Source organism: Azospirillum rugosum, from assembly GCF_017876155.1.
In the GTDB taxonomy this organism is placed as follows: Bacteria; Pseudomonadota; Alphaproteobacteria; order Azospirillales; family Azospirillaceae; genus Azospirillum; species Azospirillum rugosum.
Map to the genome: position 1 here is coordinate 253,228 of NZ_JAGINP010000006.1, position 14,157 is coordinate 267,384.

A 14,157-nucleotide genomic window follows, 5' to 3' on the forward strand; every position below is an offset into this window, starting at 1 on the left:
TCCCACCAGGGGTGGAGAGGGGAAGGTGGCTAGCGCAGGGCAGGGGCGTCCGCCTCGGGATAGGCGGTGATCTGGTGCAGGGAGAGGTCCGCACCACGGTGCTCCTCCTCCGCGTCCAGGCGGATGCCGACGGTCATCTTCAATGCACCATAGACGAGCAGACCGGACAGCAGGCCGAAGGCGGCACCGCCCAGCGTGCCCACGGCTTGCGCCGGCAGCGACACGCCGCCCATGCCGCCCAGGCTTTCCTGCCCGAAGACGCCGGCGAGCAAGCCGCCGGTCAGGCCGCACAGCCCGTGCAGCGGCCAGACGCCCAGCACGTCGTCGATCTTCCAGCCGATCTGGCACTTGTTGAAGGCCCAGACGAACAGCAGCCCGGCCAGCCCACCGGTGATCAGCGCGCCCAGCGGGTGCATGACGTCGGACCCCGCGCAGACCGCCACCAGCCCGGCCAGCGCGCCGTTGTGGACGAAGCCCGGGTCGTTGCGGCTGATCATCAGCGAGGTGACGATGCCGCCGACCATCGCCATCAGGGAGTTGATGGCGACGAGGCCGGACACGCCGTCCAGCGTCTGCGCGCTCATCACGTTGAAGCCGAACCAGCCCACGGCCAGCACCCAGGCGCCCAGTGCCAGGAAGGGGATGTTGGACGGCGGGATGGCGACCAGCGTGCCGTTGTGGCGGTAGCGGCCGCGCCGGTTGCCCAGCATCAGCACGGCGCCCAGCGCCACCCAGCCGCCGAAGGCGTGCACGACGACGGAGCCGGCGAAGTCGTGGAAGGGCTGCCCGAAGGTCGCGGTCATCCAGTCCTGCAGGCCCAGCCGCGTGCCCCAGACCATGCCTTCCAGCGCGGGGTAGAAGAACGCGATCAGCAGAAGCGTGGCGCAGGCCTGCGGCCAGAACTTCGCCCGCTCCGCGATGCCGCCCGACACGATGGCCGGCACGGCGGCGGCGAAGGTCGCCAGGAAAAAGAACTTCACGAGGTCGTAGCCGTAGGCCGCGAAGCCCCCACCATTTTCAAGGGCGGCTCCTTTCCCGACCAGCGTCTTGGCGTCGGCGAAGAAATCCACGCCGTAGGCCACCGCGTAGCCGACGAAGAAGTAGGCGATGATGGACATGGCGAAGTCCGACAGGATCTTCACCAGCGCGTTCACCTGATTTTTCTCCCGGACGGTCCCGACCTCCAGCAGCGCGAAGCCGCAATGCATGGCCAGCACCATCACGGCGCCGATAAGGACAAAGAGGACGTCTCCGCCGGTCTTCGCTGCACCCATTTTGCCCAAACCTTCAGCATTATGCCCAATAAGAGGGCAAATTGATACGTTATTGGGCAAATTTACGCAAGCTATGAATCGCCCGCTCCGGGAGCAAACAGCGGGTGAACCGCCCAAAAGGCGGGCAGGGCGCGTGTGACGCTGCTTTTTCGTGTGCAAGGGGTGTGCCGCATCGCGATGAGCGTCCACGTCACAACGCGGACGGCTCAGTTTCGTAACGCGAATACCATGAATATCACTCGCTACTTGGTCGCGAGAGAAAGGCTTTGGGCGCGCGCCGTATTTCAATACAATATTCGTCCGCAACCGGGAGGCGCCGCCCGTCTCCCTGGCGGAACCTGTGCGACGGGGAAATGCGATGTCTGAGGAGGGCAACGGGCCGCAGTCGGGCAACGCGGTGCTGTCAGCGCTCAAGTCTTTGAAGTTCAACCTCGGAATCGCCGTTCTTGCGGTGCTTCCGTCCTTCCTTGCGGCCAGCGATGCTTCCTTGAAAAGCCTCGTTTCGGGGTGGTTGGACAGTTGCCTGATCGTCGTCGACGTCAACGTCGATCAACGAAACGGTCGGGAGGTTTACCGGGTGGATTTGACTGCGAACGGAAAAGTCCCCGCCCGCATCAACCTCGGTTTCGAAGCACGGGACGCCATCTTGCGCGACGTCAGCTGGGAGCGTGACCTGAAGCAACACAATCTGCTGTTTCACGCGCTGTCGGGATCATCCTGCGCGAGCAACTCGGACCTGTGCTCCGCCGACCAGATCGCGGCCCTCAATCGTGTTCGGGACAATCCGCCACGCGGAGCCTCGCAGGACGAAATCGGTCTGGCGTCAATTTCCGTAAATATCGACAACTTCAATGAACTGTTTTCCTACCGCTTCATCGGCAGTCCAATTGGAACCATGAAAAAGCTGAATACCGAGGAGTTCGGCTCTTATGTAATGTATCCTGACGATGTCGTGAAGGCGGGCGGCTTGTGCCGAGTACATCGAGCGGACTTTTTCAACACGCTGGTTGGGTCCAACAACGCCACAAAATTTATTTTTCTCATGTTCTTTGTCGCAGGAGGAAGTGTTCTCGTCGGCGTCTTCAAGAGGTGGGGAAATGCGTAAGACATCCGCTCTCTTTGATGCATGTGCGAGTTTCTGCCTCTGTGGGCTGTTGCTGTCCGGCGCGGCGAACGCCGGGGAAACCCGATCTTACGAAATCGAGGTGCGGCAGATCGACCTGGAGAACCCGGTGCCCCGGCCGAAGCCGGGTGTGCCGGTTCTCTGGGTGAAGGCGTTGCCGCCAGCGCGGAACGACGATTTCCAATGCGAAGCGTTGAGTGACGATCGCGGCATCATTCGTTGCGAGGTTCGCTGCGAACCGGATCCTGCCCGGATCCGCCAGCACTACGAATTCGAATTGAAGGAGCAGACGAACTACAACGCCGTGCGCCGGCAACGGGTCGCTGTCGCCGGCTGCACGTTCCGGCCGGACAGGGCCGTCGTCGAATACGAATATTACCGCGCCAGGAGCTACGCCGAGAACGTCGACCGCATCGGCGCCGTGTTCGCCGCCTACCCGGCCCTGGCCGAGATCACGCGTGCAGGAAACGTGATCGACGGTGTCCAGCTCTCCCTGGCGCTTTCCGGGCTGGACGGGACGAAGGAAGGGCGGGCAGCGCTGGCGACGGTTGCCACGTCGGCGGTGGAAGCGGTGGACATCCTGCGGGACAGCGACATGGCTGGCGATAGGAAGCGATTCGAGACGATCGCCTATGCCTCGGCCAACGCCATAATCGCGGCGGTCGGGCGACGCATCAGCGCGGTGAGCCGCGGGAATTTCATGCCGGGCGACTCGGAGCAGGAGTACCGTGCGAACCTCAGGGAACTGAAGACGCGGGCGATGGAGGCGCCGGATGTCCCGGCCTTGTCGCGGTCCTCGATCACAGAACTGTATAGCCTTTCGCAGGTATCCCGTGAAGCCGACTTGCAAACGCGTGGCGTGGCGGAGGCGTCCGCGGGCGGTGCCGTCGCCGGGGCGATCGTCGGAGCTTATGACCGACGCGCGAAAACCAGTGTCCTGGCTGGTGCCGTGGTCGGTGGCACGTCGGGTGGTGCCCACGTCGTGGATACACACATCATATGGTATTCAGGCCATGGAGTTAGGAATGAGGGTCTGCCGCTCGGCCGCGACGAGGTTCGCGCGCTCGCCACGATTCTGACTGCTGGAGGTTTGCCGACCGAGATCGGACGACGGTCGGGCTTGCCCCTGAACGGCTTCATGGGGACCGACGTATATTGATCGAGGTGCCCTGTGCCGAAGCGGCTGACGCGGTGGAGTCGCGGCAGCCATGACCATGCCCGTTGAGCGCCGCCGCGATCGGGTCCTATAGTCCAGACCGTGCGCGGGTGAACCGCTCCGCTCGCCCTGTCATCCCCGAATGGTCCCATGTCGCACATCACACGAAAGCTGGTCCTGTTGCTCGGCGTCTCGCAGCTCGTGTGCTGGGGCATCTCCTATTACCTGATCGGCCTGTTCGGGAAGGTCATGGCCGCCGACCTGGGGCTGAGCCTCGCGGTCGCCTTCGGCGGCTTCACCGCGGCGCTGCTGGTCATGGGGCTGACCTCCACGGCGATCGGCAAGGCCATCGACCGCTGGGGCGGGCGGCCGGTGATGGTGGCGGGGTCGCTGCTGTCGGCGGCCGGCTGCCTGGGGCTGGCGGCCTCCACGGAGGTGGTGGGCTATTACGCGTCCTGGCTGGTGCTCGGCCTCGCCATGCGGGCGACTCTGTACGACGCGGCCTTCGCGGCGCTGGCCCGGCTGGGCGGGCCGCAGGCGCGCAAGCCGATCTCGCAGATCACGCTGCTGGGCGGGCTGGCCTCCACCACGCTGTGGCCGGTCGGGCAGGCGCTGGCCGACGCCTTCGGCTGGCGCGGGGCGCTGGTCGGCTACGCGGTGCTGGCATTGCTGACCATCCCCCTGCACGCCGCCATCCCGGCCGAACGCTACGAGCGGCGCGTGGAGCCGGGAAGCGCTCCGGCGGACGCTGCCGCGGAACGGCCGCACCCGGTCCCCGGGGCGCCGCTGCTCTTCGCGCTGATCGTGGCGGCGACCGGGCTGCTCGCCTCCGGCCTGTCGGCGCACATGATCGGCATTCTCGGCGGGCTGGGCGTGGCTCCGGTCGCGGCGGTGTGGATCTCCACCCTGCGCGGGATCGGCCAGTCCTCCGCCCGGCTGTGCGAGGTGCTGTTCGGCGCGCGGTTGCACCCGACCAGCCTCGCCCTGATCGCGGCGGCTCTGCCGGTGCCGGGCTTCCTGGCCGGGATGGCGAGCGGGCAATGGGTCGCCGCCGGCATCGCCTTCGCCCTGCTGTTCGGGGCGGGCAACGGGCTGGCAACCATCGTGCGCGGCACGCTGCCGCTGGTGCTGTTCGATCCGCGCACCTACGGCAGCACGGTGGGCCGCCTCGTCGCGCCGAGCTTCTACGTCTCGGCCCTGGCCCCGCTCGCCTACGCCGTGGTCATCGAGCGGGCGGGGGAGGGGGCGGCGCTTCTGCTCTCCGCGGCGCTGGAGTTGGTGGCGGTGGGGGCGACGGCGGTGCTGTGGCTGTCCTTCCGCCGGGCCGGCCGTAGGTTGGGTGGAGCGTCAGCGTAACCCAACATCCTTCCCGGTGCCGGGTGTGTTGGGTTGCGCTGACGCTCCACCCAACCTACGGATTTATTTGCCTTTCAGGCGGCCATCCCAGTCCTCGACGGCGCCGCGGTCGAGGCGGCGTTCGGCGAGCGTGCGCCAAGCCTGGGCCAGGACCGGCAGGGCCGCCATCTCGGCCAGCGCCTCCCGGTTCATCGTGTCGACGTAGAGGACGTGCAGCAGCCGCGTCAGCGTCCATTGCGGGTAGGGGCGCTCCACCAGCGCCAGCCGGTCGCCGGGGCCGATCACGCCGGGCTCCGGCACGCGATAGTACCAGCCGGTGCGCCCGGTGGTCTGGACTCGCCGGGCCATGTCCGGCACGCCGAAGCGGTGGTTCAGCTTCCAGCAGGGCTGGCGGCCCTGCGCCACCTCCAACAGGGCGGTGCCGGCGCGGAAACGGTCGCCGACGCAGATGTCCACCTCGGTCAGGCCGAGGGTGGAGAGGTTCTCGCCGAAGGCGCCGGGCTGGCCCAGCAACGGCACGTCGGGGCCGAGGTCGGCCGTCCAGGCCGGGTGGTGGTCGAGCGGGTAGTGGTGGATGGCCTTGTCCGGGCCGCCATGGACGCGGCGGTCGCCCTGCTCGTCGTCGAGGAAGCCTTCCGGCCCAACGGCGCGCGGGCCGTCCACGGGCGTCTTGGCGATGGCGCTCGTCCCGGCGCGCCCCGGCGGGCCGAAGGGGACGGCCTTGCCGACGAGGACGGCGCGGATCGTGGTCTCAGTCACGGTTTCTTCCTTGCCCTTATGGCCTGTTTCCGGGCGGCCTGTTCCTGAAGGGCCACATAGTGGTGCCACACCAGCTTCGCCGCAAGGCTGCGGTGCGGGCGCCAGGGTTCCGCCACAGCCAAAAGTTGGGCCTGGGTCGGTTTCTCCGCCCATCCCTTCAGGCGCTGCACGCCCAGCTGGATGGCGAGGTCGCCCACCGGCCAGATGTCCGGCCGGCCGAGCGCCATCATCAGGTAGACCTCCGCGGTCCAGCGCCCGATGCCCTTCAGCGCGACCAGCGCGGCGATGGCTTCCTCATCGTCCATGCCGTGGATGGCGGTGATGTCCAGCCGCCCGTCGGCCACGGTTTGGGCGAGGCCGCGGGCGTAGCCGATCTTCTGGCGCGACAGGCCGCAGGCGCGCAGATCCTCGTCCGGCAGGGCGAGGATGGCGTCGGGCGTGACGGTCCCGACCATGCCCAGCAGCTTCTCCCACAGGGCCACGGCAACCTTGGTGGAGAGCTGCTGCTCGATGATCAGGCGCAGCAGGCCGGGAAAGCCGTCCGGCCGCGTGAAGTCGCGGATCTCCGCCCCGCCGACGCGCAGCGATTCGGCGAAGATCGGGTCGAGGGAGGTGAGGTGATCAACGGACATGGATGTGCCCCCGTTCCCTCTCCCCTCTGGGGAGAGGGCTAGGGTGAGGGGGATGTCGGGGGACCGTTGAGCGCGGCAGATGCCAGGGCCCCCTCACCCTGACCCTCTCCCCAGGGGGGAGAGGGGATAAAAGACCTTACGCCACCAGTTCGATCGCGTAGTCCTCGATGACGGTGTTGGCGAGCAGCTTGTTGCACATCGCCTCCACCTCCTGGCGGGCGGTGGCCTCGTCGGTGCTCTTCAGCTGAAGCTCGATGACCTTGCCGGCGCGGACGTCCTCGACGCCGTCGAAGCCCAGCGTGTGCAGCGCGTGCGCGATGGCCTTGCCCTGGGGGTCGAGAACGCCGCGCTTGAGGGTGACGTGAACCTTCGCCTTCATCGGAATGTCCGTTCGCTTGATGGTGCTGATGATGGGGGAATGACGGGGTTACTGGACCGTGGTCATTGAACCGTCTTGGGGCCCTTGACGTCCACCGGGCCGCCCTCGGGCAGGATGCCCAGGCGCCGGGCGACCTCCTGGTAGGCCTCCTCGACCTTGCCGAGATCCTGGCGGAAGCGGTCCTTGTCCAGCTTCTCGTTGGTTTTGATGTCCCACAGGCGGCAGTTGTCGGGGCTGATCTCGTCGGCGAGGACGATGCGCATCTCCTCGTTCTCCCACAGCCGGCCGAACTCCAGCTTGAAGTCCACCAGCCGCAGGCCGATGCCGAGGAAGAGGCCCGACAGATAGTCGTTCACGCGGAGCGACAGCGCGACCATGTCGTCGAGATCCTGCGGAGCCGCCCAGCCGAAGGCCGTGATGTGCTCCTCCGTGACCATCGGGTCGTTCAGCTCGTCCGACTTGTAGTAGTACTCGATGATCGAGCGCGGCAGCGGCGTGCCTTCCGGGATGCCGAAACGCTTGGACAGCGACCCGGCGGCGACGTTGCGCACCACCAGCTCGATCGGGATGATCTCCACCTCGCGCACCAGCTGCTCGCGCATGTTCAGGCGGCGGACGAAGTGCGTGGGAACGCCGATTTCCGACAGGCGGCTCATCAGATACTCGGAGATGCGGTTGTTCAGCACCCCTTTGCCGGTGATGATGCCCTTCTTCTGGTTGTTGAAGGCGGTCGCGTCGTCCTTGAAGTACTGCACCAGGGTGCCCGGCTCCGGCCCTTCGAACAGGACCTTCGCCTTTCCTTCATAGATGCGCCGGCGTCGTGTCATGAGAGATCGTCCAAAAACGTGTGGCCCGGGCACGGGGGACCGGTCCAGGGTTATGCACGAGTGATATAGCAAGCTGGCCCAGGGAACACAATGCGCGGGGCCAGGGCCCGGGCGGACGGCGCTGGGGTGACCCTACGGGCGCCGCCTCACCCCAGATCCACGGGTTCCCACGGCGCCTCGTGCGGCCGGCCGGCGGCGAAGTGCCAGATCGGGTCCAGTTCCGGCCGCTCCGCCGACGGCAGCGCCAGCAGCGAGCTGGACACCGTGCCGAAGCCCGTCGGCAGCAGGAAGTTCATGGCGCCGCGCTCCCCGCGCCCGCCGTCCCAGATGCGGCTCGCCAGCAGCTCCGGCCAGCCGCCCCAATCCGTCTTTTCAGGGCCCGCTTTCTCAGGATCCGGCGGGGCAGCCGTGCGGAACAGCGGCAGGTACTGCGCCTGGCGCGGGTCGTCGGTGTCGTCCAGGTCGTGGGCGGTGACCATGTGGACGCCCGCGGGGATGTCGATGACCTCCGGCCGGTTGCGGGCGGAGCTGCCGCGGTGGACGATCAGCTTGGCGTCCCGGTTGTCGGCGACCAGCAGGTTGAACGGCCGGTAGGCCCGCGTGTCGAGCTGCGACAGGGCCAGCGCCGCGTCGGCGGCGTCGGCGTGGTCGAGCGCGTCCAGCACCAGCTCGCCCCGCGACCGCTTGCCGGCCTCCGGCCCCAGCGTGCCCATGCGGTTCAGGATGGCGGCGACCACGCCCTCGTCGTTCAGCCCCATCCAGGAGCCGCCGGCCAGTTCGTCCAGCCCGGCCACGACGTTGGGCCGGTCGGGCCAATGGCGGCCGGGCGCCTTCCAGGGCCGGCCCTGCATCTCGTCCCGGTTGGCGGCCACGACCAGGGGCCACGTTGCGTCCGGTCGTCGCAGGAGGATCACGCTGCACATGGGGAATCTTGCCTTCCGCGTCCCTGAGAGGTATGTCGCCGCACGCCGGATTCGCCGATTGGCCGGTGCGGCTGGGCCGTTGGTGATGCACCGATGACGATGCCCGGGGCACCGGCTATATAATCTTGTATCTGGGAGCGAAAACCAATCCAAGGAGCCTGGGTCCCCATGACGACCTTCGACGAGCGCGAGCGGGCCTTCGAGAACAAGTTCCAGCACGACCAGGACCTGCTCTTCAGGATTCGGACCCGCCGCGACCGGCTGGCCGGCCTGTGGGCCGCGAACCTGCTCGGGCTGACGGGTGCGGAGGCGGACGCCTACGTCCGGCAGATCATCGAGGCCGACATCGGCGCCGTCGGCCCGCACGACATCCGTGACCGTCTGGCGGCCGACCTGCATGCCAAGGGCATCGACATCTCCGACCACCGGGTGGAGCGCGAGCTGGTCACCCTCCTGGAGGTCGCCCGCCAGCAGGTCCACGCCGAGTAAGACGGCGGCCTGATGGAATGCGAAAGGCCCGGCGCTGGGGAGCGCCGGGCCTTTTGCGTTTGCGGTGCGCGGGGCGCTTACTCCCCGAACACGCGCTTGAAGATCGTGTCGACGTTCTTCGTGTGGTAGCTCATGTCGAACATCGGGGCCAGCGTGTCGCGGGAGATGTGCTTGGCCACATCGGCGTCGGCGGCCAGCAGGTCGAGGAAGCTGCCGCCCTTTTCCCACACCTGCATGGCGTTGCGCTGCACCGCCTTGTAGCTGTCCTCGCGGCTCATCCCGGCCTGGGTGAGGGCCAGCAGGACGCGCTGCGAGAAGACCAGCCCGCCCAGGTCGTCCAGGTTCTTCTGCATGCGCTCCGGATAGACGACCAGCTTGTCCATCATGCCGATCAGGCGGGCCAGCGCGAAGTCCAGCGTCACCGTGGCGTCGGGGCCGATCATCCGCTCCACCGAGCTGTGGGAGATGTCGCGCTCGTGCCACAGCGCCACGTTCTCCAGCGCCGGGACGACGGCGGAGCGGACGATGCGGGCGAGGCCCGTCAGGTTCTCCGACAGGACCGGGTTGCGCTTGTGCGGCATGGCGGACGAGCCCTTCTGGCCCGGGTGGAAATACTCCTCCGCCTCGCGCACCTCGGTGCGCTGCAGGTGGCGGATCTCCACGGCCAGGTTCTCGATGGAGGAGGCGATGACGCCCAGCACCGAGAAGTAGAAGGCGTGGCGGTCGCGCGGGATCACCTGGGTCGACACCGGCTCCGGCGTCAGGCCCAGCTTGGCGGCGACATACTCCTCCACGCGCGGGTCGATGTTGGCGAAGGTGCCGACGGCGCCGGAGATGGCGCAGGTGGCGATGTCCTTGCGCGCCTCGACCAGACGCTCCCGGTTGCGGGCGAAGGCGGCGTAGTGGCCGGCCAGCTTCACGCCGAAGGTCGTCGGCTCCGCGTGGATGCCGTGGCTGCGGCCGATGGTGACCGTGTCCTTGTGCTCATAGGCGCGGCGCTTCAGCACGGCCAGCAGCTTGTCCAGATCCTCCAGCAGCAGGTCGGCGGCCTGGGTCATCTGCACGGCGAGGCAGGTGTCCAGCACGTCGGACGAGGTCATGCCCTGGTGGACGAAGCGCGCCTCCGGCCCGACATGCTCGGCCAGGTTGGTCAGGAAGGCGATGACGTCGTGCCGGGTCTCGCGCTCGATCTCGTCGATGCGGTCGATCTCCCACTTGCCGCGCGCCCAGACGGCGGCGGCCGCCTCCTTGGGGATGACGCCCAGCTGGGCCTGCGCGTCGCAGGCGTGCGCCTCGATCTCGAACCAGATGCGGAACCGGTTCTCCGGTTCCCAGATGCGGGCCATTTCGGGGCGGGTGTAGCGGGGGATCATCGGCTCTCTCCGGGTGGCGGATCTGGTGCGGGTGTTCGATCGAACGATTTGGCGGGCGATTCGGCGGGCGGCCGGGCGGGTCCGGATCGCGCGCGGGACCATAGCCGCGCGCGGCATCGCTGCAAAGCCTCTTCGGGCAAACCTCGTCGGGCCGTTCGCGAATTTCGCTTTTTCGGTTTGATTGCGCGGGTATTCTCGTGCGTAAATCGGTTGTTCACGGCCTATGGATCGGTCCAAGAGAGGAATACGGTCAATTCGTCGCGCCTTGGTGACCCTGATCAGCTTGCGGATACGGTGTCATACGCCTTAATGGATAGTTTTAAACGCATCCGGTGATGTGCTTGGGGTGCGGTTCGGGGGAGAGCCGTCTTTGTCCGACCCAGTTGCCGAGTTGATGGGCGAAACATCCCATTCCTCCGACGAGGCACGACTTTACCGTCTCCAGTTCCTGGCGTCGCTGTCTTTGGTTGCGGCGCTCGTGATCGGGCTTGGCGCCTACTTCATCTGGCAGCACTGGCAGGACTTCGAGGCGGACCTGCGCCAGTCCGAGGCGCGCTACGTCGCGGAACAGCGCGACACGCTGGTGCGGGAGGTGGACAACGCCGGATCCTACGTCGCCTACATCCGCTCCCGGATCGAGCCGCTGCTGCGGGAGCAACTGCGCGCCCAGGTGGACGACGCCTACTACATCGCGCGGACCATCTACGAACGCGAGAAGAGCCACCTGCCCGACCAGCTGTTGAAGCCGATGATCAAGGAGGCGTTGCGCCCGCTGCGCTTCTTCGATGGGCGGGGCTATTACTTCATCATCGACACGGCCGGCGACGGCGTCCTGCTGCCCATCGAACCGCAGCGGGAGGGCACGTCGCTGCGCGACCTGCAGGACGACACCGGCGACCGCTTCGTGCGCCGCCTGCTGGAGGCCGCGGGCGACTACGGCAGCTACGCCTCGGTCCGCTACCGTTGGTACGCGCCGGCGACGCCGCACGTGAAGCAGGACAAGTTCTCCTACGTGCGGCGGTTCGAGCCCTACGACTGGCTGATCGGCGCCGGCGAGTATGTGGAGGCGCTGGAGGACAAGCTGAAGCGGGAGGCGCTGGACCGGCTCCGCGCCGTCCGCTTCGGCGATACGGGCACCATCGCCGTGCTGCGCGACGACAGCCGCATCCTGCTGTCGCCGACCACGTCGGCGGTGGAGGGGCTGCGGGCGGAAACGATCCCGGACGCGGCGGAGCGCGACCTGGTGGGCCGGCTGCTCGCCCTCGGGCGCGGCGGGGGCGGGGAGCTGCACTACGACTGGGTGAACCCGGACACCGGGCGCCCGGCCTCCAAGATCGCGCTGGTGTCCAGGCCGGACGCGTGGGGCTGGATCGTCGTCGCCAGCTTCACCGTCGACGACCTCGCCGCGGAGATGGAGAACCGCCGGACGGAGGTGGGGCGCGGCGTCCGCCTGCGCATCCTCACCACGCTCGGCGCGCTCGGCATCGCGCTGGCCGCGTCGGTGGCGCTGTCCTGGCTGGTCACCGGCTGGATCCGGCGCATCGTCGGCACCTACCGCCGCAGCATGCGGCAGAGCGACAGCATCCTGCGCGAACGCGCGCGCCAGCTCTACCTCGCCAACTTCTTCGTCGACCATGTCTCGGAAATCGTGGTGCTGGCCGATGCCGGGCTCCACATCGCCTACGTCAACCCGTTCGGCTGCGCCGCGCTGGGGGCGCCCGCCGACGAGCTGGCCGGCAGCCACGCCGACCTGCTGGTCGCCTTCCGCGAAAACGGTGCCGCGGCGTCCGAGCATTACGAGACGCAGTACCGGACGCGCGACGGGCGCGTGCTGGAGCTGGAGGTGACCGCCAGCCGCGTCACCTACGAGGGCGAGGACTTCTACTGCGCGATCGCCCGCGACATCTCCGAGCGCAAGCGGGCGGAGTGGGAGCTGCGGCTGTCCGCCAAGGTGTTCGACAACGCCGCCGAAGGCATGGTCGTCACCAACGAGCGCAACCGCATCGTGGCGGTGAACGACGCCTTCTGCCGCATCACCGGCTTCAGCCGCGAGGAGGTGATGGGCGAGGTGCCGGCCATGCTCGCGGCGGGCGGACAGGATGATGCGCATCAGGGGGCCTACCAGGGGGCCTTCCACGACGAGATGTGGGAGCGGCTGCACGAGGTCGGGCACTGGTCGGGCGAGATCTGGACCGTGCGCAAGTCCGGCGAGGTCTTCCCCGAGTGGCTGAGCGTCCAGGTCGTGCGCAACGAGGCCGGGGAGGTGGTGAACCACATCGCCGCCTTCTCCGACATCACGGAAAAGCGCGCGCAGGAGGAACGCATCCGCCACCTGGCGCAGTACGACTTCCTGACCGACCTGCCCAACCGTTTCCTGCTGCGCGACCGGCTGGAGCGCGCCATGGCCGCCGCCGTCCGCCACGGCACCAAGGTCGGCCTGCTGTTCGTCGACCTGGACCGCTTCAAGACCATCAACGACAGCCTGGGCCACGCCATCGGCGACAAGCTGCTGCGCGCGGTGGCGGGGCGGCTGTGCGAGACGGTGCGGGCGAGCGACACGGTCAGCCGCCAGGGCGGCGACGAGTTCGTCATCCTGCTGAACGACCTGGACCATCCCGACGGCGCCAGCGCCGTGGCCCGCAAGGTCCTGCGCGCCATGTCGGAGCCCTTCGCGATCGACGGGCACGAGCTGCAGATCTCCCCCTCCATCGGCATCGCCATGTATCCGGACGATGGGGACAGCATCGACGCGCTGTTCAAGAGCGCCGACATGGCCATGTACGCCGCCAAGGAATCGGGTCGCGCCAACCACCAGTTCTTCACGCCCGACCTGAACAAGCGGGCGTCGGAGCGGCTGTGGCTGGAAAGCAACCTGCGCCACGCGCTGGCCGACAACGAGATGGAGCTGCATTTCCAGCCGCAGTTCTCCGTGGACGGGCGCCGGCTGGTCGGGGCGGAGGCGCTGGTCCGCTGGCGCCGCCCGGACGGGCAGCTGGTGCCGCCCGTCCAGTTCATCCCGGTGGCGGAGGACACCGGCCTGATCGTCCAGCTCGGCGACTGGGTGCTGGGCGAGGCCTGCCGCCGCGCGGCGGAGCTGCACGCCCAGGGCCACCGGCTGCTGATCGCCATCAACCTGTCGGCGGTGCAGATGCGCCGTCCCGGCCTGGCCGACCGGGTCGCCTTCTGGCTGGCCGCCTACAACCTGCCGCCGGAGTGCCTGGAGCTGGAGGTGACGGAAAGCGTCCTGATGGACGATTCCGACATGGTCACCACCGCCTTCGCCCGCCTGCGCGAGATGGGGGTGGCGCTGGCCATCGACGATTTCGGGACCGGCTACTCCAGCCTCAGCTACCTGAAGCGCTTCCGCGTGGACAAGCTGAAGATTGACCGGTCCTTCGTGCTGGGCCTGACCGACGGCTCGGACGGCGGCGCCATCACCGAGGCGATCATCGGCATGGCCCGCTCGCTGAACATGCAGACCATCGCCGAGGGCGTGGAGACGGAGGAGCAGTTCGGCTTCCTCGCCCGCCTCGGCTGCGACCAGATCCAGGGCTACCTGCTCGCCCGCCCCATGCCCTTCCGCGAGCTGGTCACCTTCATCGCCGAGCACAAGGACATGGTGGAGCCGGCGCTGCCAGCGTTGGACGAACCCGTGGGGTGAGGCGCCCCCCATCTCCTCGCAGTGCGTTCAGCGGCACCTTCATGGAGATCGTGCCGTTTTCTTCCCGGGCCGGAGCCGGTCTGCACGACGGACCTGGGCGAGGACTTCCGGCTGAAGCTCCGGTTCGACATGCCGCTTTCAGAAAGTCCCGACCCGTGTCGGGACTTTCTGAACCCTTGGGTCGCTTGGGCGGCCCGCGTCGGTG

General features: G+C 67.8%; 12 protein-coding genes. 5 read left to right on the forward strand and 7 right to left on the reverse strand.

Annotated elements, in window-relative coordinates:
- Positions 1 to 29: 29 nt before the first annotated feature.
- Positions 30 to 1,274: an ammonium transporter gene (locus J2851_RS10930; RefSeq protein ID WP_209766293.1), complete on the reverse strand. Its 1,245-nt coding sequence runs from the start codon at positions 1,272 to 1,274 to the stop codon at positions 30 to 32.
- A gap of 358 nt (positions 1,275 to 1,632) precedes the next feature.
- Between J2851_RS10930 and J2851_RS10935 the strand changes: the two genes are divergently transcribed.
- The 3 genes from J2851_RS10935 to J2851_RS10945 all read left to right on the forward strand — a co-directional run bounded on the left by J2851_RS10935 (position 1,633) and on the right by J2851_RS10945 (position 4,909).
- Positions 1,633 to 2,379 (forward strand): hypothetical protein, encoded by a 747-nt coding sequence (locus J2851_RS10935; protein WP_209766294.1) that lies wholly within the window; start codon positions 1,633 to 1,635, stop codon positions 2,377 to 2,379.
- Positions 2,372 to 3,556, forward strand: coding sequence for a hypothetical protein (locus J2851_RS10940; protein WP_209766295.1), 1,185 nt, complete (start codon positions 2,372 to 2,374; stop codon positions 3,554 to 3,556). Before J2851_RS10935 ends, J2851_RS10940 begins: the two co-directional genes overlap by 8 nt.
- Positions 3,557 to 3,703: 147 nt before the next feature.
- The gene (locus J2851_RS10945) at positions 3,704 to 4,909 is read left to right on the forward strand and encodes an MFS transporter (RefSeq protein WP_209766296.1); all 1,206 of its coding nucleotides are present in this window, start codon (positions 3,704 to 3,706) and stop codon (positions 4,907 to 4,909) included.
- Between the two features lie 63 nt (positions 4,910 to 4,972).
- On the opposite strand, the gene J2851_RS10950 is transcribed toward J2851_RS10945, so the two are convergent.
- From J2851_RS10950 to J2851_RS10970, 5 genes are all read right to left on the reverse strand, one after another.
- On the reverse strand, positions 4,973 to 5,668 hold the full coding sequence (locus J2851_RS10950) for an MOSC domain-containing protein (protein WP_209766297.1): 696 nt from the start codon (positions 5,666 to 5,668) through the stop codon (positions 4,973 to 4,975).
- Entirely contained in the window at positions 5,665 to 6,300 is a 636-nt protein-coding gene (locus J2851_RS10955) for a DNA-3-methyladenine glycosylase family protein (protein WP_209766298.1), read from the reverse strand. The genes J2851_RS10950 and J2851_RS10955 overlap by 4 nt, the downstream gene beginning before the upstream one ends.
- Positions 6,301 to 6,436: 136 nt before the next feature.
- Complete coding sequence (purS, locus tag J2851_RS10960) at positions 6,437 to 6,679, reverse strand: phosphoribosylformylglycinamidine synthase subunit PurS (RefSeq protein WP_209766299.1); 243 nt, start codon at positions 6,677 to 6,679, stop codon at positions 6,437 to 6,439.
- Positions 6,680 to 6,741: 62 nt separating this feature from the next.
- On the reverse strand, positions 6,742 to 7,506 hold the full coding sequence (gene purC, locus J2851_RS10965; protein WP_209766300.1) for a phosphoribosylaminoimidazolesuccinocarboxamide synthase: 765 nt from the start codon (positions 7,504 to 7,506) through the stop codon (positions 6,742 to 6,744).
- Between the two features lie 146 nt (positions 7,507 to 7,652).
- Positions 7,653 to 8,429 (reverse strand): NRDE family protein, encoded by a 777-nt coding sequence (locus J2851_RS10970; protein ID WP_209766301.1) that lies wholly within the window; start codon positions 8,427 to 8,429, stop codon positions 7,653 to 7,655.
- 168 nt (positions 8,430 to 8,597) lie between these two features.
- On the opposite strand from J2851_RS10970, the gene J2851_RS10975 reads away from it, so the two are divergent.
- Positions 8,598 to 8,918: a DUF1476 domain-containing protein gene (locus tag J2851_RS10975; RefSeq protein WP_209766302.1), complete on the forward strand. Its 321-nt coding sequence runs from the start codon at positions 8,598 to 8,600 to the stop codon at positions 8,916 to 8,918.
- 77 nt (positions 8,919 to 8,995) lie between these two features.
- Here the strand turns inward: J2851_RS10975 and purB are convergent, their stop codons facing one another.
- Positions 8,996 to 10,291, reverse strand: a complete 1,296-nt coding sequence (gene purB / locus J2851_RS10980) for an adenylosuccinate lyase (protein WP_209766303.1) — start codon at positions 10,289 to 10,291, stop codon at positions 8,996 to 8,998.
- 370 nt (positions 10,292 to 10,661) lie between these two features.
- Between purB and J2851_RS10985 the strand changes: the two genes are divergently transcribed.
- Positions 10,662 to 13,952, forward strand: coding sequence for a bifunctional diguanylate cyclase/phosphodiesterase (locus J2851_RS10985; protein WP_209766304.1), 3,291 nt, complete (start codon positions 10,662 to 10,664; stop codon positions 13,950 to 13,952).
- The last annotated feature ends 205 nt before the right edge of the window (positions 13,953 to 14,157 follow it).

Bases quoted from the DNA above. Each gene is read 5' to 3' on its own strand.
- J2851_RS10970 (WP_209766301.1), bottom strand. From the start codon at position 8,429: ATGTGCAGCGTGATCCTCCTGCGACGACCGGACGCAACGTGGCCCCTG.
- purS (WP_209766299.1), bottom strand. From the start codon at position 6,679: ATGAAGGCGAAGGTTCACGTCACCCTCAAGCGCGGCGTTCTCGACCCC.
- J2851_RS10955 (WP_209766298.1), bottom strand. From the start codon at position 6,300: ATGTCCGTTGATCACCTCACCTCCCTCGACCCGATCTTCGCCGAATCG.
- J2851_RS10975 (WP_209766302.1), top strand. From the start codon at position 8,598: ATGACGACCTTCGACGAGCGCGAGCGGGCCTTCGAGAACAAGTTCCAG.
- purB (WP_209766303.1), bottom strand. From the start codon at position 10,291: ATGATCCCCCGCTACACCCGCCCCGAAATGGCCCGCATCTGGGAACCG.
- purC (WP_209766300.1), bottom strand. From the start codon at position 7,506: ATGACACGACGCCGGCGCATCTATGAAGGAAAGGCGAAGGTCCTGTTC.
- J2851_RS10945 (WP_209766296.1), top strand. From the start codon at position 3,704: ATGTCGCACATCACACGAAAGCTGGTCCTGTTGCTCGGCGTCTCGCAG.
- J2851_RS10940 (WP_209766295.1), top strand. From the start codon at position 2,372: ATGCGTAAGACATCCGCTCTCTTTGATGCATGTGCGAGTTTCTGCCTC.
- J2851_RS10930 (WP_209766293.1), bottom strand. From the start codon at position 1,274: ATGGGTGCAGCGAAGACCGGCGGAGACGTCCTCTTTGTCCTTATCGGC.
- J2851_RS10935 (WP_209766294.1), top strand. From the start codon at position 1,633: ATGTCTGAGGAGGGCAACGGGCCGCAGTCGGGCAACGCGGTGCTGTCA.